The sequence below is a fragment of the Streptosporangium saharense genome (genome assembly GCF_014203715.1).
In the GTDB taxonomy this organism is placed as follows: Bacteria; Actinomycetota; Actinomycetes; order Streptosporangiales; family Streptosporangiaceae; genus Streptosporangium; species Streptosporangium saharense.
The window spans coordinates 85,766-107,891 of the sequence record NZ_JACHJP010000013.1 but is presented as its reverse complement, the minus strand read 5'-3'; the positions used below and the strand labels follow the sequence as shown (position 1 = coordinate 107,891).

The 22,126-nt window shown below is 67.1% G+C and carries 30 protein-coding genes; 6 read left to right on the top strand and 24 right to left on the bottom strand.

Features of this window, described 5'->3' with window-relative positions; genetic code table 11:
• Positions 1-81 precede the first annotated feature (81 nt).
• Positions 82-969, top strand: a complete 888-nt coding sequence (locus FHS44_RS37075; protein ID WP_184724513.1) for a hypothetical protein — start codon at positions 82-84, stop codon at positions 967-969.
• 231 nt (positions 970-1,200) lie between these two features.
• On the opposite strand, the gene FHS44_RS37070 is transcribed toward FHS44_RS37075, so the two are convergent.
• The 20 genes from FHS44_RS37070 to FHS44_RS36975 all read right to left on the bottom strand — a co-directional run bounded on the left by FHS44_RS37070 (position 1,201) and on the right by FHS44_RS36975 (position 11,608).
• On the bottom strand, positions 1,201-1,650 hold the full coding sequence (locus FHS44_RS37070) for a DUF3180 domain-containing protein (RefSeq protein WP_184724511.1): 450 nt from the start codon (positions 1,648-1,650) through the stop codon (positions 1,201-1,203).
• A complete protein-coding gene (folK, locus tag FHS44_RS37065) occupies positions 1,647-2,144 on the bottom strand; it encodes a 2-amino-4-hydroxy-6-hydroxymethyldihydropteridine diphosphokinase (RefSeq protein ID WP_184724509.1) in 498 nt (165 codons plus the stop codon). The genes FHS44_RS37070 and folK overlap by 4 nt, the downstream gene beginning before the upstream one ends.
• The gene (gene folB / locus FHS44_RS37060) at positions 2,141-2,503 is read right to left on the bottom strand and encodes a dihydroneopterin aldolase (RefSeq protein ID WP_184724507.1); all 363 of its coding nucleotides are present in this window, start codon (positions 2,501-2,503) and stop codon (positions 2,141-2,143) included. The genes folK and folB overlap by 4 nt, the downstream gene beginning before the upstream one ends.
• Positions 2,500-2,937, bottom strand: a complete 438-nt coding sequence (locus tag FHS44_RS37055; RefSeq protein WP_184724504.1) for a nuclear transport factor 2 family protein — start codon at positions 2,935-2,937, stop codon at positions 2,500-2,502. Before FHS44_RS37055 ends, folB begins: the two co-directional genes overlap by 4 nt.
• Positions 2,934-3,785: a dihydropteroate synthase gene (gene folP / locus FHS44_RS37050; protein WP_246436637.1), complete on the bottom strand. Its 852-nt coding sequence runs from the start codon at positions 3,783-3,785 to the stop codon at positions 2,934-2,936. Before folP ends, FHS44_RS37055 begins: the two co-directional genes overlap by 4 nt.
• 658 nt (positions 3,786-4,443) lie before the next feature.
• Positions 4,444-4,755: a gas vesicle protein K gene (locus FHS44_RS42110; protein WP_312863973.1), complete on the bottom strand. Its 312-nt coding sequence runs from the start codon at positions 4,753-4,755 to the stop codon at positions 4,444-4,446.
• Between the two features lie 70 nt (positions 4,756-4,825).
• Complete coding sequence (locus FHS44_RS37040) at positions 4,826-5,068, bottom strand: gas vesicle protein (protein ID WP_184724498.1); 243 nt, start codon at positions 5,066-5,068, stop codon at positions 4,826-4,828.
• Positions 5,058-5,840 carry a GvpL/GvpF family gas vesicle protein gene (locus tag FHS44_RS37035; RefSeq protein WP_184724495.1) on the bottom strand — a complete coding sequence of 261 codons (783 nt, stop codon included), beginning with the start codon at positions 5,838-5,840 and terminating at the stop codon, positions 5,058-5,060. Before FHS44_RS37035 ends, FHS44_RS37040 begins: the two co-directional genes overlap by 11 nt.
• The gene (locus tag FHS44_RS37030; RefSeq protein WP_184724492.1) at positions 5,833-6,216 is read right to left on the bottom strand and encodes a gas vesicle protein; all 384 of its coding nucleotides are present in this window, start codon (positions 6,214-6,216) and stop codon (positions 5,833-5,835) included. Before FHS44_RS37030 ends, FHS44_RS37035 begins: the two co-directional genes overlap by 8 nt.
• A gap of 1 nt (position 6,217) precedes the next feature.
• Positions 6,218-6,559, bottom strand: coding sequence for a gas vesicle protein GvpO (gvpO, locus tag FHS44_RS37025; RefSeq protein ID WP_312863972.1), 342 nt, complete (start codon positions 6,557-6,559; stop codon positions 6,218-6,220).
• 4 nt (positions 6,560-6,563) lie between these two features.
• Positions 6,564-6,803 (bottom strand): gas vesicle protein GvpG, encoded by a 240-nt coding sequence (locus FHS44_RS37020; protein WP_184724489.1) that lies wholly within the window; start codon positions 6,801-6,803, stop codon positions 6,564-6,566.
• A gap of 3 nt (positions 6,804-6,806) precedes the next feature.
• Entirely contained in the window at positions 6,807-7,580 is a 774-nt protein-coding gene (locus FHS44_RS37015; RefSeq protein WP_184724486.1) for a GvpL/GvpF family gas vesicle protein, read from the bottom strand.
• Position 7,581: 1 nt separating this feature from the next.
• The gene (gene gvpJ / locus FHS44_RS37010) at positions 7,582-7,983 is read right to left on the bottom strand and encodes a gas vesicle protein GvpJ (RefSeq protein ID WP_184724483.1); all 402 of its coding nucleotides are present in this window, start codon (positions 7,981-7,983) and stop codon (positions 7,582-7,584) included.
• Positions 7,984-8,025: 42 nt separating this feature from the next.
• Positions 8,026-9,117, bottom strand: a complete 1,092-nt coding sequence (locus FHS44_RS37005) for an SRPBCC family protein (RefSeq protein WP_184724480.1) — start codon at positions 9,115-9,117, stop codon at positions 8,026-8,028.
• Positions 9,118-9,123: 6 nt separating this feature from the next.
• Positions 9,124-9,708, bottom strand: coding sequence for a hypothetical protein (locus FHS44_RS37000; protein ID WP_184724477.1), 585 nt, complete (start codon positions 9,706-9,708; stop codon positions 9,124-9,126).
• A 267-nt stretch (positions 9,709-9,975) separates the two neighbouring features.
• Positions 9,976-10,194 carry a BldC family transcriptional regulator gene (locus FHS44_RS36995; RefSeq protein ID WP_184724474.1) on the bottom strand — a complete coding sequence of 73 codons (219 nt, stop codon included), beginning with the start codon at positions 10,192-10,194 and terminating at the stop codon, positions 9,976-9,978.
• A gap of 10 nt (positions 10,195-10,204) precedes the next feature.
• Entirely contained in the window at positions 10,205-10,444 is a 240-nt protein-coding gene (locus FHS44_RS36990; protein ID WP_184724471.1) for a hypothetical protein, read from the bottom strand.
• A gap of 263 nt (positions 10,445-10,707) precedes the next feature.
• On the bottom strand, positions 10,708-10,983 hold the full coding sequence (locus FHS44_RS36985; RefSeq protein WP_184724468.1) for a hypothetical protein: 276 nt from the start codon (positions 10,981-10,983) through the stop codon (positions 10,708-10,710).
• Between the two features lie 59 nt (positions 10,984-11,042).
• Positions 11,043-11,393 carry a hypothetical protein gene (locus FHS44_RS36980; RefSeq protein WP_184724465.1) on the bottom strand — a complete coding sequence of 117 codons (351 nt, stop codon included), beginning with the start codon at positions 11,391-11,393 and terminating at the stop codon, positions 11,043-11,045.
• Positions 11,390-11,608, bottom strand: a complete 219-nt coding sequence (locus tag FHS44_RS36975) for a hypothetical protein (protein ID WP_184724462.1) — start codon at positions 11,606-11,608, stop codon at positions 11,390-11,392. Before FHS44_RS36975 ends, FHS44_RS36980 begins: the two co-directional genes overlap by 4 nt.
• An 818-nt stretch (positions 11,609-12,426) precedes the next feature.
• Between FHS44_RS36975 and FHS44_RS36970 the strand changes: the two genes are divergently transcribed.
• The 4 genes from FHS44_RS36970 to FHS44_RS36955 all read left to right on the top strand — a co-directional run bounded on the left by FHS44_RS36970 (position 12,427) and on the right by FHS44_RS36955 (position 14,273).
• A complete protein-coding gene (locus FHS44_RS36970) occupies positions 12,427-12,690 on the top strand; it encodes a GntR family transcriptional regulator (RefSeq protein ID WP_184724459.1) in 264 nt (87 codons plus the stop codon).
• Positions 12,691-12,887: 197 nt separating this feature from the next.
• On the top strand, positions 12,888-13,745 hold the full coding sequence (locus FHS44_RS36965) for a helix-turn-helix domain-containing protein (RefSeq protein ID WP_312863971.1): 858 nt from the start codon (positions 12,888-12,890) through the stop codon (positions 13,743-13,745).
• A gap of 2 nt (positions 13,746-13,747) precedes the next feature.
• Positions 13,748-13,957: a DUF397 domain-containing protein gene (locus FHS44_RS36960; protein WP_184724456.1), complete on the top strand. Its 210-nt coding sequence runs from the start codon at positions 13,748-13,750 to the stop codon at positions 13,955-13,957.
• Between the two features lie 112 nt (positions 13,958-14,069).
• Positions 14,070-14,273, top strand: coding sequence for a DUF397 domain-containing protein (locus FHS44_RS36955; protein ID WP_184724453.1), 204 nt, complete (start codon positions 14,070-14,072; stop codon positions 14,271-14,273).
• Positions 14,274-14,349: 76 nt separating this feature from the next.
• On the opposite strand, the gene FHS44_RS36950 is transcribed toward FHS44_RS36955, so the two are convergent.
• The 3 genes from FHS44_RS36950 to FHS44_RS36940 form a co-directional block, all read right to left on the bottom strand.
• On the bottom strand, positions 14,350-15,426 hold the full coding sequence (locus FHS44_RS36950; RefSeq protein ID WP_246436636.1) for a methyltransferase domain-containing protein: 1,077 nt from the start codon (positions 15,424-15,426) through the stop codon (positions 14,350-14,352).
• An 85-nt stretch (positions 15,427-15,511) separates the two neighbouring features.
• Positions 15,512-16,408 (bottom strand): radical SAM/SPASM domain-containing protein, encoded by an 897-nt coding sequence (locus tag FHS44_RS36945; RefSeq protein ID WP_184724447.1) that lies wholly within the window; start codon positions 16,406-16,408, stop codon positions 15,512-15,514.
• 479 nt (positions 16,409-16,887) lie between these two features.
• The gene (locus FHS44_RS36940) at positions 16,888-17,601 is read right to left on the bottom strand and encodes a hypothetical protein (protein ID WP_184724445.1); all 714 of its coding nucleotides are present in this window, start codon (positions 17,599-17,601) and stop codon (positions 16,888-16,890) included.
• Between the two features lie 70 nt (positions 17,602-17,671).
• On the opposite strand from FHS44_RS36940, the gene FHS44_RS36935 reads away from it, so the two are divergent.
• Entirely contained in the window at positions 17,672-18,433 is a 762-nt protein-coding gene (locus FHS44_RS36935; RefSeq protein WP_184724442.1) for a TetR/AcrR family transcriptional regulator, read from the top strand.
• A 24-nt stretch (positions 18,434-18,457) separates the two neighbouring features.
• On the opposite strand, the gene dnaE is transcribed toward FHS44_RS36935, so the two are convergent.
• Complete coding sequence (gene dnaE / locus FHS44_RS36930) at positions 18,458-22,051, bottom strand: DNA polymerase III subunit alpha (RefSeq protein ID WP_184724438.1); 3,594 nt, start codon at positions 22,049-22,051, stop codon at positions 18,458-18,460.
• Positions 22,052-22,126: the final 75 nt, after the last annotated feature.

The window sequence follows — 22,126 nt, the reverse complement described above, 5'->3', positions numbered from 1 at the left end:
CGGACGAACGACGAGGGAAAGAGCCGACCCGGGGCGCCCAAGCCCCGCGACGCCGCCAGGCGGAGCAAAGGGGCAGAGCGGATGAACGACGAGGGAAGAGACCGCCTCGCAGGCGCCCAAGCCCGCGACGCCGAAGGCGGCACAGAAGCGATACAGCCTCGGCCCGGGATCGCGCCCAAGGCTCCGAAGCTGCCGGGTGACGCGAAGGGGTACAGCGAGCCTTTCACCGTCGGTGAGCTGACCCTGTGCACCGATGTACGGCCCGCCGACTGGGCCGTTTCCGCCGCGCTCTCCTTCAACGAGAACACCGTGGGGTGCATGTTGCCGCCGGTCTTCGCGGCCTATGTTCGGCTGTTCCATCCGCCGCTCAAGACCGTGGACGGCGTCGAGCAGGAGATCTCCTGGCGGGAGGTGGCCCTTGCCAACGGGCGTGTTCCCCATCCCGGGATGCAGTGGCCGTACGTCACCGGTTCGTGGAGCTTCTTCAATGACGAGCAGCCGGGCATCTGGAACCGTCCGCCCGAGGAGGGGACGCTGCCGCTGCGGCAGGTCACCCGGCTGGCCCACCTGCTCGCCCCGCACACCACCACCCCTGAACAGTGCTGGTTCGCCGTCTGGGAGGGCTTCGGCGACCTCAATCTCCCTGTGGAGGATGAGGAGATCCCCAGGGTCGAGATGCCCGCGCGGTCGATGCTGCTCCTGGAGGGACCGCTGCGGGCCGCGACCACCTCGTTCTCCGACATCTCGTGGTGGGGCCGGTACGCCAGCCTGTGGTGGCCGCAGGACCGCGCCTGGTGCGTCGCCACCGACGTGGACCTGATGTCCACCTACATCGGCGGCAGCGCGGAGTGCGTCACGGCGCTCCTGGCCGACGAAGAACTTGAGATCATGGAAATCCCCCTAGACCACCGCCTGGGCTGGGACGGCGACACCATCAACCCACCCCCAACCGACAAACGCCCCTGGTGACACCGAAAACGCCCATCACCCCTGAAAGGCTTCAGACTCCCCCGGCGCCCAGAGTGAAGGGTTTGGGGTACCGGCGCCGTGCGTGAGGAGTGTCCGGCTTGGGCGCGTCGGCGATTGGACTGAGGAGTGAGGGAGCGAAGCGGACGAACGACGAGGGAAAGAGCCGACTTCAGGCGCCCAAGCCCGCGACGCCGCAGGCGTCGCAAAAAAGCACTGCAGGCGGCGCAAAAACTACCTCTCCTCTTCTGAGTCCTTCGGCACCTTGCAGCAGTGTTCGAGGTAGAGGGCGGCGAGGATCAGGAGGACGCAGGAGATGAATGAGCCGCCTGCGATCAGGAAGTCCTGGCGGGGGGTTTCCTGTTCCAGGAGTTCGGCGGTGTAGAGGGTGAATCCGGCGAACATGCCGCCGAAGACCGCTCCCGCGTACGCCGACGCCTTGGCCAGGGCCGCGAGGCGGGCGACCGCGAGTGGTTCGACGGGCTTGGTGCCGGGTCTGCGTTCGATCCTCGCCCGGGTCATCCACCCGCTGTAGGCCTCGCCGAGCGCCAGCAGCAGCACCGTGGGGATCGCCGTCCACGGCACCCTCGGCAGGGACGAGTAGAGCGGCTTCAGCAGCGCCCACGACAGGATCGCGCACACGATGAAGACACCGACGAGCACGCCCGGGCGGCTCGGCTTCACTCCGGCCTCTGGAGGGTCAGGTCGGGGCGAAGCCGTACATAAGACTGGTCGAGGTCGGCGAGCAGCTCCGTGATCGGACGCCCGCCAAGTGCGGCGTCCGGGTCGATCCGGGACCAGGGGACCAGCACGAAGGCGCGCTCGTGCGCCCTGGGGTGCGGCAGTGTCAGCTCGGGGTCGTCGGAGACGAGGTCTCCGACCGTGATCAGGTCGACGTCCAGGGTGCGCGGGCCCCAGCGCATCTCGCGGACCCTGCCGAAGGCGTTCTCCGCGCTCAGAGCACGTTCGAGGAGCGCCATGGGCTCCAGGCTGCTGGAGGCGATCACCACGGCGTTGAGGTACGGCCCCTGCTCGGGACCCCCGACCGGGTCGGTCTCGTAGACCGGGGAGACCTCGACGAACTCCAGTTCCGAGGAGTCGAACAGCGCGTCGAGCGCGCCCTGAAGCGTGTCGAAACGGTCGCCCAGATTGCTTCCGAGGGCCAGCACGACCTTCATGAGCGGCTCCTGTTGATCGTCACAACCACGTCGTCGAACGGCAACGGGATGGGGGCGGCGGGTTTGTGCACGCTCACCTCGGCGGAGAGCACCAGCTCACGGGCCAGGCAGACGTCCGCCAGGCGCTGGGCCAGCGTCTCGATCAGGTTCACCGGCTCGCCCTCGACGACCTTCACCAGGTCCTGGGCGAGCTCTCCGTAATCAACGGTCTTGGCGAGGTCGTCGCCGGCGGCGGCCGGGGCGGTGTCGAGGAGGAGTGTGACGTCCACCACGAATTCCTGGCCGAGCTCCCGCTCGGCGGCCAGCACACCGTGGCGCCCCCGCACCCTCAGGCCCCTGACGCTGATCCGGTCCGTCACGCGGCTTCCTCCTCCTCGTCGTCCTCGCCCTGCAAGACAGGAGATCCGTGGTGCAGCCAGAGCCGCCATCCGCCGGACGTCCTGACGAAGGTGTTGCTCGCCACGACCTTGCCCGCCGCGAAGCTGGAGTCGCCCTCGTCACCCGCGGTGAGGATGTTCTCCTCGCAGGTGAGGATCGCCACGTCACCGAGCACCATGACGTTGACGTCGGTCAGCACGAACTGGATGTAGGGGGTGTTGGCCATGATCAGTGCCCAGGAGCGCAGCACCTCCTGGCGGCCGTTGATGATCGGCCACCCCGGGTGCACGCAGCTCACCTGCTCACCTTCGAGGTCCTCGGCCCAGATCTCGGTCATACGGTCGAGGTCGGCGTTCTCGATCGCGGTGTAGAACGCCTGGTTGACCGTCTCGACGGCGGTGGTGTCGACGCTCATGATCTCGCTCTCTGAACTGCTGCGGCCACGCGGACGGCGTCCGCGTTCGGGCGTACGTCGTGCACTCGAACGCACCACGCCCCCGCCTGCGCGGCGAGGGCGGTCACGGCGATCGTGGCGTCGTCGCTCTGGCCGAAGGGTCGGGGGGTGCCGTCCGGGTCAGCCAGCAGACGGCCGAGAAAACGCTTGCGTGATGCTCCGATGAGCAGGGGATAGCCCAGCTCGGCGAGCTGTTCGATGCCCGCGAGCACGGCCCAGTTGTGGTCGGAGTTCTTCGAGAAGCCGATCCCGGGGTCGAGCACGATCTGACTCTCCGCGACCCCTTCGGCGAGCACGGAGGCGACCCGTTTCGACAGCTCCTCGCGCACCTCGGTCACAACGTCACCGTAGATCGCCCGGCTGTCCATCGAGTGGCTGTGGCCGCGCCAGTGCATCACGACGTACGGCACGCCCGAGGCGGCCACCACTCTCGGCATCTCCGGGTCGGCCAGGCCGCCGCTGACGTCGTTGACGAGCTTCGCGCCCGCCTCGACCGCCGCCTGCGCGACCTCGGCCCGCATGGTGTCGACACTGACCGTGACGCCTTCTCCGCTCAACGCCCTGATGACCGGTTCGACCCGGGCCAACTCCTCGTCGAGCGAGACCCGCGCCGCGCCGGGCCTGGTGGACTCGCCGCCGACATCGACGATGTCCGCGCCCTGTTCCACCAGCTCAAGCCCATGCCGTACGGCTGTCGCCGCGTCGAACCACTGGCCCCCGTCCGAGAAGGAGTCGGGGGTGACGTTGACCACGCCCATCACCAGGCAGCGGCCCTTGGCGGGCAACCCCGGCACACTCCACGTAGTCATGCGGACAAGCCTAGGCGTTGTCCGCCCTTCGCCCATATCGCGGGTCCGGCTTGCGCCATAACAAGTGATCCCGCCTGCTGTGCGACGGGTGGCACAAGGTGCGAAGTGTCCGGACTGGAGGGGCTGGAGCATGCTGGACCTTGGCAAGTGTGGCGATATCAGCCCGAGCACGATCAGAGACTAGCCCTCCCTCCCCGGCTCCGTAGCCCTTTCCTTACCCCTTCCCCCGGGCACGGGAACAGATGACATCGTTTCCTCCAAGCTGCTGGAAATCCTCATGAAGCCCCATATCCCCGCATGCGCGGGGAGCACCCTCAGGGCCTCGCCCAACGGATCGTCCCCCCGGGACCATCCCCGCGTGCGCGGGGAGCACGGAGATCGAGCAGGATTTCCCGGGCTGGACCGTGGGACCATCCCCGCGTGCGCGAGGAGCACGGCTGGCCGAGCCGTACGGGCCCGGCGTCCCCGGGACCATCCCCGCGTGCGCGGGGAGCACCCTCGGTGACCTGCGGGTTTGTCGGCGAAGAAGGCGGAAAATCATTACTTTCAGCGACTTGGACATTCCGGACAGATCATGAACTCCACCAAGATGACAGCACCCACAAGTTAGCGCGTAGGCACGGCGCCGTGTGCGGACCCAGGCCGCGACAAGCCCGGGTCAGTCCATGGGAAGGAGGGTTCCGAAGGGGCCGAGGTCGAGGTTGAGGTCGGAGGGGGACAGGTCGAAGTGGTCGCACAGTTCCTTCATCGCCCCCTCAAGACGCATCAGCGTCAGGCCCAGCGTCTCGATCTGTTCGTCGGACAGGTCGCCCTGCTCCATCCGGCGTACGCTCTGCCGTTCGACAAGTTGGCGGATCAGCTCGACGAGCGTGAGAACGAGGCACGTCAGGTCGCGCTCGACCCGCTCGGGGTCGGTGGCGACGCGCCAGCCGTCCCGCCGTACGGTCCCCGGCCGTCTTCCGGACGCCACCCGCGTCCCGCGCGGCCACGTAACCCTTGACCGCGCCACCCCCGGTGACGGCCTGACGAATGTGGATGGTTCACTTCCAGACCGGTTCATAGAAGCTCTCCGGTTCGATCTTGGTTGACTCCGTGACGGACGTGATCAGGACGCGGAGGGAGATCCGTACGAGATCGATGTCCGCGATGGACAGGACGAGGTCCCCCGTCACCACGACGCCGCCCGCCAGCAGCCGGTCCAGGAGATCGACGAGCGCCACCCGCTCCGGGGGCAGCCGCCCCCGCCTGGCCAGTTCGGCTCCCCGGGAAACCTCAGAGCTCATCCGAAGCCTCATTGAGGTCGATGTCGGTGAAGGAGTAGGGAGCCCAGGGGCCGGTGAGCTCCAGGTCGAGGCCCTGCCCTCGGAGGGCGTCGAGGGTGGTGGCGAACTCGTCGGCGCGGTCGTCGTCGACCAGGTAAGCGCCGTTGAGCACCATCCACTCCTCACGCCCAGAGAGTTCGGGATCCTGGGGGCGGTGGCGCCTGCTCGCCACGGCGACGGCGGCCAGGGCGGCGTTGACCCGCTCGGCCTCGCCGACCGCGTGGCGCCACGCGTCGTTCCGGTCACGCAGGTTCGCCTGCCGCCGTTTCAGGTAGGCCGTCCCCGGGTTCTCGGTCCCCTGGTCATCCCCACTGGAAGGTGGAGGAGAGAGGACCTGTTCCGCGTATGCCTTCACGCCCCACTCGCTGCGCCCGGCGACGCGGGAGAGCACCTCGGCGATGGCGTCGTGCCGCCGCTCCAGCAGGGCGCCCACCTGCTCCTCGCCCGTGTAGACGGTGACGAGCCGCACGGGGGCCGTCGCGACCGCCTCGGAGACGGTCTCGACGACGTGGTGGTGGGCGCGGGCGGTGTCCGCGACCCAGTCCAGGTTCTCCAGTGAGCGCCGCAGCGGCTCCTCGCCGAACTGGTCGAGCGGTACGGCGCTGACATAGGCGACAAGACCGGCCTGTTCGACGGTTCTCACCGGTGCCCCGGCCACCCCCTCCAGGCCGGACGGGTCCGGACTGTCTGCGTCACGGGCGATCGCGTACACGTATGTGCCGATCTCAGTCACGGTCCTCCCTCACCACACGTGACCGCGTCCCGGCCTCGATCCGTCCAGGTTCGCCCTCCTCAAGGGAGGTCAGCCGTCTGCGGAGTCTGCGGTTCTCCTCGATCAGGTCGTGATCCTTCGAGGACAGCCACGGATCGTGCTCCCACCAGTCGATGCCCAGTTCGCGGGCCGTGTCCACCGAGGCGATCAGCAGGCGCAGCTTGATCGTGAGCAGTTCGATGTCCAGCAGGTTCACGCGGATGTCCCCCACGATCACCACGCCTCTGTCGAGCACGCGTTCCAGGATGTCGCCCAGGTTGGTCGTCTCCCGTCCGGCGAGCGACCTGCTGCCGTAGCCCTGGGGCGCCGTGGAACCGGGTCGTACCGGATTGGTCATCTCACGGCCCCTCACTGTCTCCCCTGCCGCGCTTGTAGCGGCGTGTCCTGCGGTAGGACAGCAGATCTCCCTCCCCTGCCAACTCGACCTCGTAGAGCGCCAGGACGTCGCCGGAGGACGGGACCCGGCGGTCCTCGACGACCTCGACCCCGGCCAGCCAGCCGTCCTCCTTCGGCTGCACGAACGTGACGCCCTCGATCTCCTTCGCGGTCAGCTCGGCGATCTCCCGCACGGCGGCCTTGCCCACGCTCGCCACGGTGAGGCGGGCCTGCCCCGATTCGTCCTCGAATTCCTCGTCGTAGAGGTCCTCGGAAACGATCCGCTCTCTTCGCCTGGGAGGCACGAGATCATCCCCTCTCCCCGTCGGGCGCCGTCATCTGTCCGAGGATCCGCGTCACCGCCTCTTTCTCCTCCTCCTCGGTCATCAGGCCGGCGCGCCTGGCCTCCTCGATCTCCTCCAGCCTGCGCCGGACCCCGGCCGGGCTGCGCGTCTCCAGCTCGACCTGCTCCTCGATCAGCTCCGCGAGCCGGATCAGCCCACGGATCGGAGCGAACGGCAGGCCGAGGGTCAGGCCGAACAGGTCCATCCGTCATCCCTCCTCCGGATACGGGGTCGTGACGAAGTCGTACGGCGCCAGCGGTCCGAGCAGCCGTACGGTCACCCGTTCCGCCCAGCGTTCGCCGAACTCCTCGACGGCCCGTTCGAACTCCTCAAGCCGGTCGGTCTCGATGAGGAACGCCGCGTGCACCGCGTCCTGCTCATGGGTTGGTTCTCGTACGGCGACGGCGGCGCTCAGCGGGGCGAGGGCTCCGACGATCTCCTCGGTGTCGGCGTCCCGCCTGGCCGCGACGCCCTCGCCGAGGAGTTCGCCGAGCCGGATCCGCGCGTCCCAGGTCGCCTCCTCCGGTTTGCCGCGAATGTCGTCGCGCAGCCGGGCGGCCTCGGGGTTCTCCGCGAGGACCTCACCGATCACGACCGACTCGACGTAGCGGCCCTTGACGATGTACTCCGTCCGGCCTTCCAGGTCGTCCAGCGCGTCGCGGAACGCGTCGTGGTTGGGAGCGAGCAGTTCCTCGACGACCGCCTCGTCGTCGGTCACCACCGCCCCGAAGCGCAGCGGCAGCACCGGCACCTCCGCGGCTGCCTCGTCCAGCAGCCGTTGGTGGGCGAAGAGGTCCTCCGGTCTGCCGAGTGGCCGGTCCAGCGCGATCTCACTCGTCAGGGCGGCGATGTCGCCGTGCCGTACGAGCCGGATCTTGGCTGGTGGGTCACCGACTCCCGTGGCTTCGGGGTCCACCTCGACGTCGCCCGGCATGATGCCGTAGACGTAGGAGGCGCTCTCCTGAACTGTGGAGCGGGACATCTCAGCCCTCCCGCCTTCGCCGTCTGCGGGGTTCCTCCTCGGGCTCCTCGTCGCCCAGGAAGTCGTGCAGCTTGTCCCCTGCCGCGTCCAGTGCCCCCTGCGCGATGCCCTTGGTCTTCGCCTTGCCCACACCCTGTGTCATGTCCTGCACCACTTCCGGCAGACCCTTTCCCCCTGTCTGCGCGAGGTCGAGACGGTTCGCGGCCTCCGCGAAGCGCAGGTAGGTGTCGACGCTGGCCACGACGACCCGGACGTCGATCGTCAGGAGTTCGATGCCGACGAGCGAGACCCTGACGAAGGCGTCAATCACGAGGCCCTTGTCGAGAATCGTGTCGATGACGTCGGCCAGTCCCGAGGAGGATCCGCCTCCTCCTCCGCCCGCCGAAGGTTGCACGATGGTCATCAGCCACCTCCCCGGCTCCGCGTTCTCCTCCCGGACTCCACGTCACGTGCTCCGGGCGGCGGTCCGGCGTCGTGCCGGGCGCGGGGCCTCCTCCTTCTCGGTGTCCGAGGGACGACGTCGGGCCGGACGCCTCGGAGCCGCCTCCTCGGACTTCTCGGCCTCGGCGCGGCGGCGCCGTACCGGACGCTTCGCCTGCTTGGACTCCTCCTCTTCCTCCGGCGACTCCTCCTCGGAAGACTCCTCCTCAGACTCGGAAGGTTCCTCCTCCGAAGAGGGTTCCTGGGCCTCTTCCTCCTCCTGCAGGGCGGTCTCGTGGTCCTTGACGACCTTGCTGTCGCGGATCTCGCCGCGCCATCCCTCGATGTCGTCGGGGTGGAGCAGCGTCTGCGTCATGACGTGCCGCCTGAAGTGCTTGAACTCCAGGCGTGCCCGCCTGCCCTGTGCCCGCCACAGGTTGCCGGTGTGCTCGAACAGGCCCTGCGGGTGATACTCCAGGACGAGCAGGACGCGGGTCAGGTCGGGACCGAGGGAGTGGAAGGACACGGCGCCGTCGACGTAGCCCTTGGCTCCCTTGGAACGCCAGATGATGTGCCGGTCGGGGACCTGCTCGACGATGGTCGACTCCCAGGTCCGGTGGGACCAGAAGACCTGCGCCTTCCAGGAGATCTTCTCCTCGGCCTCCTGCTGGACCCCCTCGACCTTCTTCGTGAAGCTGGGGAAGTCCTCGAACTGGGTCCACTGGTCGTAGACGAGCCGCAACGGGGCGCCTATGTCGAGTGTCTCGACGATGCTGGTGAGCTTGAGCTTCTTGCCCTTGCCGCCCTTGCCCCCCTTGTCGCCTCCCGTGACCTTCTGGAACAGGCCGCCGACCGTCGACTTCGCCATTTCCTTGAGGCCGGTGGCCACGGGATGTTTGGAACCGACCACCGATCCGACGAGGCCCATGATGCCGCCGTCGCCGTTGTCGGCGAAGTCGGTCAGCCGACCGGTCAGCCCGCCGAGTTTCTCGGTCACGGATGCCAGGAGCCGTTCGCCGAGCGCCTCGGCGAGGTTGCGGAGCTCCTGGGTGAGTTGGTCAACGGGAAGGGTCTGCGTGACCTCTCCAGCCGGTGTCCCCTTCGTCTGTTCGGTCATCGCGTCTCATCCCCGGACTCGGCGGACGGGGCGGTCTCGCCGGGGCGCCCGCTCACGCTGCGGGCTCCGGCTCCTCGCCGTCCTGCTCCTGCTTCGCGGGCGCTCCTCTTCTTCCTCCTCCTCTTCCTCTTCTTCTTCCTCGAACTCGTCCTCCGGTTCCTCCTCGTCCTCCTCCTCGAACTCCTCCTCCTCGGCCTCCGGCTCCTCGCGGGATCTGCGAGCCGTACGGCCCCGGCCCGAGGTGGGGCGCTTCCGTGGGCGCTCCTCTTCCTCTTCTTCCTCCTCACCGGCGAGGCCGCCGGGGACGCGCAACGACTCGGCGCGTTCGTGAAGCCTGGAGGTCAGTGAGTCGATCTGCCTGCTCGCCGCCGCCCTGGCCGCGGCCTTGCCCACGTCGAGCAGTTCGCCTCGTACGCTCTGGGTGAGCTTCTCCAGCTCCGGGGAGGACCCGAGCTGCTTCAGGCCCTGCTGCAACAGGCCGCTCTTCCCCGCGCCCAGCCGGCCGGTCGCGCCCGCCACCGCCAGCACGAGGGCCGTCTTCAGCTTGTGGTGCCGACCAAGGAAGTAGCCTGCGCCTACCGCCAGGGCCATCTGCACTCCGCATTTCACGATCGCCACCCCTAAACGATCATTCCATCGTGGGATCCGTCCGCCTTGGGCCTCGATAGGCCACCGGCGAGAGGAAGACGTCATCGAGAACTAACGCCTGCCGCTTTAAACGTGTCGGAAGCATCTGGTTTCCGAATCGGCTGTCCCCCTACCCGAGAAGACGACAAAGAAACACATATAGGTAAAAACTAGACATATCTCGTTTTGGAGGTGAAAAGCTGATTTTTCCCTGCTTTTCGTGGCGGTGGGTCAGCCGGTGATGAGGGCGTTGATGTCGCTCTGCCGGTAGCGGCGCTGCCCGCTCGGCGTCCTGACGGAGGGGATCTTCCCGGTGAGCGACCACCGGTTGACCGTCTTGGGGTCCACACCGAAGATGTGCGCCACCTCGCCGGGGGTGAGGAGCCGGTCGGTGGTCTCCGGGCCGGTGGTGAAGGTGCCGTCCGGGGCGACGGCCTTGCTCGGGGGCATGGGGGCTCCTTCAGTAGCGCAGTCGGTGGAGGATCTCGTCGTGCCGCGCCAGCGCGCGTGCCAACCGGCGCAACGTGGTACGGCCCAGCACGTCCCGAGCCCCGGCCTTCCGCTGGTCGGGCCGGAGCGGGCAGTAGCGGGTGGCCCACCATTGGGGCAGGCCGGGCAGGTCGCGCTGTTCGTAGCGCCAGTCCGGGTGGGTGCTGGTAAGCACGTCGATCATGCGTTGCTCGTACTCGTCCTCGGTCATGGTCGTCCCTGTTCCGAGAGTGGAAGTGAGGGCGGGCGCCCGGCCCGAGCCGGGGAGCATGAGCCGGGCGCCCTGGAGGAGGACCGGCCTTCCACACGTTGTGGAAGACCGGTGCGCCAGGCAGCTCCCCCTTCCCCAACACGCCAAGTGCCTCGGCGTGTGTGGGAGCCGCCTTGCGAGGTGTGCGGCCCAGGTCCCTCCAACCTGAGCCGCACGTTCATGGGGTACGGCGGGCATGAGCTCCACCGTCTGCCGTACCGGCCTCAGGAGCGCAGCAACCTGCGCAGTCCGACAGGCCGCTGACCAGCCCGAACGGCCCGAGCCTGCAGAGCACGCGCGACGGCCACGGCCCGGATGCTCGGCGGCACCACCGGGGACACCTGCGCGGCCAGCTTCCGGTCCAATTCCTCCGCCGACTCGGCCCGCACCAGCAGAACAGCGCCGGGGGTCGGCCTGCCGGACAGCACGTGCCGGTAGGCACTCCACAACCCGGACTGCGCGTTGTGGAAGACCAGCCAGCCCGGGTGGGCCGTTTGCACGGTGTTACAGGTTCGATCTGAAAGCCCGGCCTCTGGACGGACCGTGTTGAGAAGTGGCATCATGCCGCCCTCCCACCCGGCCGCCGCCTCCTGGCCGTGCCCCGATCGCGCGGCTCAGCGGGCGGACGCTCCTCGCCACCGTGCGGGGGCGATGTGGTCTGGAGCATTCGGACCATCTCCGCATCCTGCATCCGCTCCTCCAACCCCTCCGAAGTGGCATCCTCGACCACCATGACCTGCGGGCCGTCCCAGGACGCCACAGCGTAGAAGCTGCGCTTGCCCAGGCTGTAGAGCACGGTCCAGTCCGCCCACACCTGGTCAAGCCGCTCGGCCTCCGCCCGTGCGGGCCCGTCCCAGACCCGCTGATACACCGAGGCGTACGGCTGGCCGTCCCGATGCCGTCCCGTCACGAAGCCACCCCCTCAACAGCGACGCGAGCCTTCTCCTCCTGCTCAGCCACGGCCGCCTGAACCTCCTCGAAGGTGTCGGCGTCCACCGCCGGTTCCACCCCCGCCCGCAGAGCGACGCGCGGGAAAGCCCGGTTGCGGATGGCCCAGTACCGGCCCGTGTCGCTGACGATCAGTCTCCAGCCCGGGATCGCCGGGCCGTTGGGGGTGTTGTGCATGATCTGGACCTCCGTGATCCGATCAGAGGCTCTGGCCGACGAGATGATCGCCAGACGGGCCTGCCCTGCGGGACAACAAAGAAGGTGCATGCCGTACGGCACAGCCCTGTGGAGACCGGGCCGACAGGTCGGACGAGCCCGGGGCACGCGACACCTACCGGTCGCGGGCCGTACCCCACCCCGGGAGAGACCCGGGCGGCGCAGCCTGGCCCAGGAGATCCCGGCTCGGGGAGCACCGGGAACAGAAGGCGAAGGCCGTACCGGCGCAAGATCCGGTTCAGCGGTCGCGGCCGGAACCACCGCGGGCGCCTCCGGCTCAGGATCCGGCTCAGGAGCGGGCCGCCGCTGAGCGGGCACCAGCGGAACTACCTCGGCGGGCGCGACCTCCACCGGAGGCCGAGGAGCCGGAAGAATCTGCGGGCCGTACTCACGACGAGCCTGAAGCCGGGCGTTCATCAGGAGCCCGGACGGCTGCACGTACTCGTGCCCGTCCTGCTGCGAACAGCCGTGGGCATAGGGGGCATGCCCACACCGGGCGCACCCCATCGGCAGCGGTACGGCACCGGCGAAGCAGCCACAGCCGTCCCGGCTCGATGTGTTCGGGACGGAGCCCGGAGCACTACTCTTACTCACGTCAGGAGTTACCTTCCTGATCAAGGACCTGTTCCGACGTCGTAACCGTTGGGCAGGTCCGTTTTTCTGGGCTAGGCAATACGAAAGAGCCAGCGTCTCTCTCATGGTGTCCCATGGGCTCCTACAGGACCCCATGGTCTCTCTCAGGAACTAAGGCAGTGCCACAGCGCCTTACGGTCACCCACATGATCGACTTCGAAGGACCGCGGACCGTGTGGGAACAGGTCTACGAGATCCTCCGCGATCGGATTGTGCGCGGCGAATACAAGGTCAACCACCCCATCGCCAGCCAAGTTCAGATCGTGGACGAGTTCGGCATTGCTCGGGGCACTGCGGAAAAGATCCGCAAGAAGCTGGTCCAGGACGGCTACGTGGTCACCGTCTCGGGTCGTGGTACGTATGTCCGTCCCCGTGAAGACTGGAATCCACAGCGTTCGGAAGAGCTGTAGTTCTAGCCTCATGGGTGAAGTGAAGCTGCCCGAAGGATGAGAGGCACGATTTGTAGACGCTGACCTCCTGGTCAACAGGGCCATCGCGCTACCTCCCCTGCCTCATCCCCTTGGAGTCCCTATCATTGTCTGGGAATCCCACTCTGGCAACGGGAATCTGAAAATAGTTGGAGTGCCTGCCCGCGAAAGGACGAACAATGCCGCGTACCGGACCTATGAAGACACACAGCACTGTCCGCCTGCGCCGACTGTCCAGGGAGCTACGCCAACTGCGTGCCGAGAGCGGGTGGACCACAGAGGAGGCGGCATCCCGGATCGGATGGTCCCGGTCGAAGCTGAACCGCATGGAAACTGGCGAGGGGAAACCGACTCCTGGCGATATGGCGATACTCTGCGACCTCTACTCGGTCTCTGAACCAACGCGTTCAGCACTCGTCACGTTGGCCAAGGAAGCCGGACGACGCGGATGGTGGACGTCCTACAAGGATGTCTTCGTGGGATCGTATGTTGGCCTGGAAGATGAGGCAGCGGTCATCAGTGAGTGGGGCGTCCAGCTCATCCCCGGCCTGCTCCAGACCGAGGACTACGCCCGCGCGGTCATCCGGTCAAGCCTGGCCAGCAAGGGTGTGGAAGAAGAAGTTGACCGACGAGTGATGGCACGAATGGCGCGCAAGACACTCGTGAGCAGGCCGTCCGCACCTCAAGTACGTGTTGTGCTGGACGAAGCCGTCTTGCATCGTCCGATCGGTGGCGCAGAGGTGATGAATGAGCAGCTACGCGCCTTGGTTACCGCTAGTCGGCGACCCAATGTCTCTGTCCGAGTGCTGCCTTACGCAGTCGGAGAGCACGTTGGCCTGGAAGGATCCTTCATTGTCCTAGAGTTCGATCAAGACGCTGAACTCGACATTGCCTACGTTGAGGGCACTGCCGGAGACGTCTACGTCGAAAGCTCTGATCACGTAGATCGCTATAAAGTGGCGTTTGAACGCATTTGCGAACTGGCGCTGCCGGTCGAGGAGAGTCGCGCCATGATCACCAAGTGCATAAAGGAGTAGTCATGTCCCCGTCTCCGGATCTGTCGAGTGCCGAGTTCCGCAAGTCGAGGCTGAGCGGTGGCGGCAACGCATGTGTTGAGGTCGCGACGAACCTTCCTGACGTCGTCGCCGTCCGCGACAGCAAGGACCTCTCCGGCCCCGTACTGACCTTCACCCCCGCCCAGTGGCGCTCGTTCATCGGCCGCGTGAACACCGGCGCCTTCGACGCCTAATCACTTCTTCCCGCAAGCCCCTGACGCCGACGCGGCGCCGGGGGCTTGCGCGTGTCGAGGGGCACTCTCACAGTGAGAATCAGGAACCCTCAGACGAAGGCGAGGAACAGCCGTGTCCCCCGACCTATCCGCCGCCAAGTTCCGCAAGAGCAGCCGAAGCGACCAAAGTGGTAACTGCGTTGAGGTCGCCACCAACCTCCCCGGCCTGGTCGCCGTCCGCGACAGCAAAGACCCCTCCGGCCCGACCCTGGCCTTCACCCCCACGCAGTGGCGCTCGTTCATCGGCCGCGTGAACACCGGCACCTTCGACGCCTAATCACTTCTTCCCGCAAGCCCCTGACGCCGACACGGCGCCGGGGGCTTGCGCGTGTTGCGTTTTCGCGGTGGTCGGCTCAGCCGATCCGTCCGACCCAGTCGCCTCGCTCCAGCCGTATGCGGCCCGTGGCGGAGATATAGGCGGTCGCTCCTCTCAGGGGGAGGTCTCCCTCGACGACCCACCTGTGCCGGATCTCGTCGAGGATGGACCACAGTCGGCGCGGGCCGCCCTGATGCACGACAGGTGGCGCGTCGCCCTGGCCGGTCGCCCTGGCCCACGAGCCGTCCTCGTGCACCATCCGAGCGGTGTGCCAGCCGTCCTCTCCCCGCTCGTAGCTGTGCTCGATCCCTGGAGCCACCACTTCGAGCATGGAGGGCAACTCCCAGTTCCAGGCCACCTGAAGAACCGGATATCTGCCCTGGGACACCTCCTCGCCGTCCTGGTCCCTTGTCGCGTCGAACAGGCCCCGAATGTCCGGCGGGTATCCCGGCCCCGACCGGGTGGCCATGAAGGTCGCCCGGTCCCATTCCACGCGGCCGATCGCGGCCCAGCGCCCACCGCTGGTCCTGTTCGCGGTGATGATCAGGCTGGTGTTGGCGATCGTGGTGACGAACCTGCCCTCCGGCCGTAGAGCCGCCAGCCAGCTCGGCGGAATCGTGGGGACCGAGACCATGGAGACGATTCGGTCGTAGGTGCCCGGCAGATCTCCCGTGGCGTCGACGGCGAGAACCCTTGGACGCATGCCCAGGTCGGCGAGGCGGCTTTCGGCGATCTCCACCAGGTACGGGTCGACATCGACACTCGTCACATGGTCGTCGCCGAGGGAACGCGCCAGCAGGGCCGCGCCGTACCCGGAACCGACTCCCACGTCGAGAACGTCGGCACCGTCGTAGATGTCCGCGTGCTGGAGCATGCGAACGACCAGGCTCGGCGCGGTGGATGAGGAGGTCGGCATGGTCTGCGCGGGACGGTCGGCCTTGGTCGCGTGGTCGGCGTGGAGCGTCCCCGCCTGCGTCACCAAGGTCTGGTCGCGGTAGGCCTCCGACAGCCACCGCTCAGGGGCATCAGGGCCGTCTCGCAACTCCCACCGCTGCTCGTCTCTCCCCCACCCCCACCAGCGCGGGACGAGCAGATGCCGTGGAGTCCGCTCCATCGCCGCCCTCCACCGCGAGCCACGCGGGCTGGCGGTCACGGCGAGGGCACGGGCACGAGATTCCCAGTCCATGCGTTGCCCGGCTTCACTCGGTGTCGGGGTCACAGAACTTAGGATCGCAGGCGGGCGTGGACGCGGGGTCGCAGTCGTTACCGTCACCTCTCACCGGATCGCAGAGTTCGGGATCGCATCTCTTACCCATAGGGATCGGGATGCCGTTCACCAGTTCCCGCCATCGAGCGCCTCGCAGGATTCTGCGCAGAGGCTGTTCAAGGACATTTCCCGCCGCCATCCATCGGGCCATGACACAGGGCCAAACGTCTCCTGTGGGGCTGATCGCCGCCTTCCCTTTTCCGCAGGCGCCACAGAGTTCGGATGCGTTCCTGGAGCTGGGAGCCGTACGGCCAATGGCTCGAAGTCTGTCACTGCGGACGTCGGTGACGCCGAGAAGAGCGAGCTTGTTTCTTCCTTCGGTGGGCTCTCCGGTCGGCAGCTCGACCATGCCCGCGCGCAGTCGGATGCCGCGTGCCCGCGCCTTTCGGATATTGGCCGTGGTTCGTGCGTGGCTACCGGTGCGGGTGGTCATTCCGTCGTGCTCTTCCGGCCTTTCGCTGTAGTAGCTCGTGGCCAGGGACACACCATCGAGGCCGAACAGTTCCCACCACCGCTCTTTGACGTGGAAGAGGTTGGTGTAGACCTCGACCTTCAGGCCCACACCGACCGCGTACCGGAGGACCGGCTCAAAGGCCGGGCTGAGAGTCGGTTCTCCCCCGATGAGTTGGACGGCCCTCACGCCGAGGGTTGTGGCTTCGTCGAGGACTCCGAACCAGGCCGTTTCGCTCATGGTGCCGTGACTGGCGGTCGGTCCTGACATGGCGTAACAGTGCAGACATGCGAGCTGGCATCGTCCGGTCAGTTCGAGCTGAAGCCGGGTTACCGCTGGTGCCGAGGCGGGGTGTTCAGCACGCCCTTGCAGCTCCATCAGGGTCGGCCCCCTCGTCTGGACCACCAGAATTGAGCACTCACAGTAAAAATAACCTCGCGCTGACCAACCTGAAGGGAACAATGCCATCCCCCATACCGAGCCGGAGATTTCCCGCCCGACACGGCCTGCGAAATGAGGGAAACCGCCTGTGGCTCCCGAAAAGCACGCCCCGCGAGATCGTCAAGGCGTACAGGCCCCGTCACGCAACGGAGGTAATGCCCGTGGGAAGAGACCGGCCAAGCGCTGCCGAACCACCGAACGGCAAGATCACCGTCCCCGCCTGTTTGGTAGCCAGTCGACGGAACCGCAGGCACCGCCCTGATCTTGCACACCATCGCGACCCAGACCGCAGAGGGGTTCGCGACTCCGGCCCGAATGAGTATGAACACATGCCACAGGCTGCGGGCCGTACCTCAGGGTGGTGAGGCTAGGCCATCGTCGCGCCCCCGCGTACCACGATGGCCAAGGCGTGTGCGTTAGGCGTGGGCGGCCGACCTCAACGAGGTTCTCCTTCGCAGGGTCGCGATGCCGACGGCTGCCAGCCAGGTGGCGGCTATGCCGTTGAACATCGCGACCGCGCCCCAGCCGTTGGAGGCGTAGAACTCCGAGGAGTTGAAGCCGAAGAACATCGACGGCACCCCGGCCAGGTGCAGGGCGGCGACGGCGAACGACGACCAGCCGACCCAGCCAGGGAGGGCGCGGGAGCGCAGCACCGCGTATCCGAAGGCGACGCCGAAGACGACCAGCATCAGGTGGGTGATGGCGCCGTAGAGCAGGTAGGTGGGGACGGTTCGGGTGGGGTCGATCTCCTCGACGGCCTTGATGGCGCTGCTGCCCTCGATCCCCTTGGCGACCATGTCGACGATCGTCCACGCCACCCCGGCGACACCGGCGACCGCGCCGAACCATTCGAACCGGGCGTCGGCCCGCGTGATCAGGAACCGGACGCCGGTCATGAACACCAGGAACATCGTGAGGGCGAGGAAGTTGAAGAGCGTCCGGGTGAGGATCAGCCAGTCCGGCATGAGGCTGCCGGTCTCGACGCCGCAGGCCGGGGGGTCGCAGGCGGGGACCACGAAGTAGAGGGGGAGTTCGGCCATCGCGAAGACGGCGCCGAGGACCGCGGCCAGGCCGATCCAGCGGCGTGCCGTGTCCGGGAGCTGAATCTGTGTATGCCATGAAGTGTTCATGCCGTGCACAGTAACAACAACTGTGCATGCCGTCTACTATTTCTTTTGGACCTTCGAGAGGACACCGGCCATGACCCCACGTAAGAGCCCCGACGACGCCGACCTTGAGGCGCTGCCGCCCGGCCTGGCCGCGGCCTGGGGCGTCGTCGACGCCGGGGGGCGGCGCGGCCCCAAACCGGCGCACAGCGTCGAGGAGATCATCGCGGTGGCAACGGAACTGGCCGATGCGGAGGGCATCGCCGCCGCCTCGCTGCCGAAGGTGGCCGGCCGGATCGGCGTGACCACCAACGCGCTGTACCGCTACGTCAGCTCCAAGGAAGAACTCGTCGTGCTCCTGGCCGACCGCGCCTGGGGTGACCCGCCCGCGCTGCCGGACGGCGACTGGCGAGAGGCCGCCGCGCTGTGGTCACGCCGACTGTTCGAACGCTTCCTCTCGCGCCCATGGCTGCTGGACGTGCCGACGACCGTCTCCCTGACCCCGCACAACGCGGCCTGGCTGGACGCGCTGATCACCGTGCTCCGGCCGACCGGTATGGAGGCGCAGCAGATGCTGAACTGCGCCTATCTCCTCGACAGCCACGCCCGGTACGGTGCCAACCTGCGGCGCAACACCCCGACACCGGCCGCGTTGCGCCGGGCGAACCCCGACCAGCAACGGGCGGTGCGCGCGGTCCGCGTCTTCCTGGACGGCCAGCTCCGCTCCCGCGACCTCAACGCCGTCGCGGACGCGCTGGAGAACCCGACGTTCCTCTCCGACGAACCCCCGCTCGACGGCTTCGAATTCGGTCTCGCGAGGATTCTCGACGGCATCGAGGTGTATGTCCGACGGTGAGAACACCACAGCGGCCGGAGTGGGTCAGTAGTCGGCCAGGGCGTTGGGACCGAGGAGGACCTTGAGGTCTCCGGCGAAGGCGCCGTTGGCGAGGTTGATCTTGTACTCCGGGGCGATCTCCACGAGGACCTTGCGCCGGTTGAGGCGTTCGACCATGAACTGGACCGGGGTGTCGCCCCGGTGGGTCCGGAACATCTGCTTCAGCTCGTCGACGAGCTTGCGGTCGATCCTGCTCTCCTGCAGGGAGATGATGATCGGGTCCTTGTCGCCGGGCTGGGGGACCCTGGAGATGTCGAGGAACTCGAAGGCGACGGCGTTGAAGCTGACGCTGGCGTCTTCGCCGTTCTCCCGGATGCGGATCTTGCCGGTGCACGCGACGACGAGGTCGGGGGCGAGGTTGTCGCCGTAGAGCTGGTAGGTCGTGGGGAAACAGGGGACTTCGAGGCTGCCGTCGTGGTCTTCGATCTTGAGGATCGCCCAGACGTTGCCCTGCTTGGTGACCTTCTTCTCGACGCCGGAGATGATGCCGGAGATCTTGATCTCACCGCGTTCCCGGTCGGCGTCGCCGTTGAGGACCTGCGCGATCGAGTGGGTGCGGTTCTTCTCCAGGACGCGTTCGGCCCCGTTGAGGGGATGGTCGGAGACATAGAGGCCGAGCATCTCGCGCTCGAAGGCGAGCTTGGTCTTCTTGTCCCACTCGTTCGTCGGGACGACGACGGCGAAGGCGGTGTCACCGTCACCCGAGTCCTCGAAGGCGCCGAACAGGGAGTCCTGTCCGATCGCCTCCTTCTTCTTGACGTCGATGACGGAGTCGATGGCCTGCTCGTGGACCATGACGAGCCCGAACCGCGGGTGTTCGAGGTCGTCGAAGGCCCCGGCCTTGATCAGTGATTCGATCGTGCGCTTGTTGCAGACCTGGACGGGGACCTTGGTGAGGAAGTCGTTGAAGTCGACGTACTTCCCGTACTCCTTGCGGGCCGAGATGATCCCCTGGATCGGGCCGTCACCGACGTTCTGGACCGCGCCGAGGCCGAACCGGACGTCCTCGCCGACGGCGGCGAAACGCAGGTTGGACTCGTTGACCGAGGGCGGCAGGACGCGGACCTTCATCCGGCGGCATTCGGCCAGGTAGATGGCCATGCGGTCCTTGTTCGTACCGACCGAGGTCAGCAGCGCCGCCATGTACTCGGCGGGGTAGTTGGCCTTCAGGTAGGCGGTCCAGTAGGAGACGAGTCCGTATCCAGCGGTGTGGGACTTGTTGAAGCCGTAGGAGCTGAAGGGCTCAAGGACGTCCCAGACGGCCTTGGCGTGCTCCTCGGTGAAGCCCTTGCTGACCATGCCGGAGGAGAACGTGGCCCACTGCTTGTCCATCTCCTCCTTCTTCTTCTTGCCCATCGCGCGCCGGAGGATGTCGGCGCCGCCGAGGGTGTAACCGGCGAGCTGCTGGGCGATGGCCATGACCTGCTCCTGGTAGACCACCAGGTGGTAGGTGTTGCCGAGGATCGGCTCAAGGGCGTCCTTGAGGTCGGGGTGGATCGGCTCGACCTTCTGCGTTCCGGCCTTGCGCAGCGCGTAGTTGACGTGCGCGTTCGCGCCCATCGGACCGGGACGGCCAAGCGCCAGGATCGACGAGACGTCCTCGAACTCCGTGGGGGCGATCAGCTTGGTGAGGTCGCGCATCATGGACGAGTCGAGCTGGAACACGCCCAGCGTCCACCCGGCGGCCAGCAGCTCGTAGGCCTTCTTGTCGTCCAGCGGCACCTTGAGCATGTCGAGCTCGATGCCGCGGTTGGCCTTGATGTTCTCGACCGCGTCACCGAGCACGGTGAGGTTGCGCAGACCCAGGAAGTCCATCTTGAGCGCGCCCATGTTCTCACTGGACGGCCCGTCGAAGCCGGTGATGCGGGCGCCGTCGTCCTGCCGCATGAAGATCGGCATGACGTCGACCAGCGGCTGGGACGACAGGATGACACCGGCGGCGTGGACACCGGTGCCACGGGTCAGCCCCTCAAGGCCGAGCGCGGTCTCGATGACCTTCTTGACGTCGACGTCCTCCTCGTACAGCTTGCGAAGCTCGCTGGCCTCCGCGTACCGAGGGTGGTCCTTGTCGAAGATGCCGGTGAGCGGGATCTCCTTGCCCATGACGGCGGGCGGGAACGCCTTGGTGATCTTCTCGCCGACGGCGAAGGGGTAACCGAGGACGCGGCCCGCGTCCTTCACGGCGGCCTTCGACTTGATCGTCATGTAGGTGATGATCAGCGAGACGTTGTCCTCGCCGTACCGCTCGGTGACGTAGCGGATCATGTCGCCGCGCCGACGCTCGTCGAAGTCCAGGTCGACGTCGGGCATCGAGATGCGTTCGGGGTTGAGGAACCGCTCGAACAGAAGCTGGTGCTCGATGGGGTCGAGTTCGGTGATGCCGGTGACGTAGGCGACCATCGACCCGGTGGCCGAGCCTCGGCCGGGGCCGACCCAGATGCCGTTGTCGCGGGCGTACTGGCAGATGTCGGCGACGACGAGGAAGTAGCCGGGGAACCCCATCGTCTCGATCACGCCGAGTTCGTACTCGATGCGCTCGACGACCTCGGCGGGGACGGGGTCGCCGAACCGGCGGACGGCGCCGCGGGCGCACTCCTTGCGCAGCCAGCTCATCTCCGTCTCCCCTTCGGGGACGGGGAACTTGGCGGCGAGGTCCCGGTGGGCGAACACCTCCTCGTAGGACTCGACCCGTTCGGCGATCAGGAGGGTGTTGTCGCAGCCCTGCTTCCACAGCTCGTCGTGGTCCAGGCCGCGCATCTCCTCGGCCGACCGGATGTAGTAACCGGCCCCGGAGAAGCGGAACCGGTCGGGCGCGTCGATCTGGGAGTTGGTGCCGACGCACAGCAACGCGTCGTGGGCGGTCGCCTGGTCCTCGGTGACGTAGTGGGAGTCGTTGGTGACCAGCGGCGGGATGTTGAGCCGCCTGCCGATCTCCAGGAGCTGGTCGCGGACACAGGTCTCGATGAGGATCTTCCCGTGGTCCATCAGCTCCAGGAAGTAGTTCTCCCTGCCGAAGATCTCCTGGTACTTCGCCGCGTGCTCCAGGGCCTTGTCGAACTGGCCGAGCCGCAGCCGCGTCTGGACGGCGCCGGACGGGCAGCCGGTCGTCGCGATGATCCCCTCGTGGTACTCGGAGAACAGCTCGTCGTCCATGCGGGGGTACTTCTTCATGTGGCCTTCGAGCGAGGCCAGCGAAGAGATCTTGAAGAGGTTCTTCAGGCCCTGGGCGTTGTAGGCCCACATCGTCTTGTGCAGGTAGGTGCCTGACGCCGAGACGTCACCGCCGATCCCGCGCTGCTCGTCGAACCTGCGCTGGTGCGGCTCCCCCCAGAAGACGGGCTTCTTGTGGAAGCGGGACTCGGGGCTCACGTAGCCCTCGATCCCGATGATCGGCTTGATCCCGGCGCCGGTGATCTTCTTGTTGAACTCGTAGCTGCCGAACAGGTTGCCGTGGTCGCTCATCGCGATGGCGGGCATGCCGAGCTGGCTGACCCGATCGGCCATCTTCCCGATCTTCGCTGCGCCGTCCAGCATGGAGTACTCGGTGTGAACATGCAGGTGCACAAACGAATCAGCCACAGTAGATCTTGGCCTTCCGGGTCGAGCGATCGGTGCCCCAACCTTATCGACGCAACCCGCCCGTGGCCGCCCCAC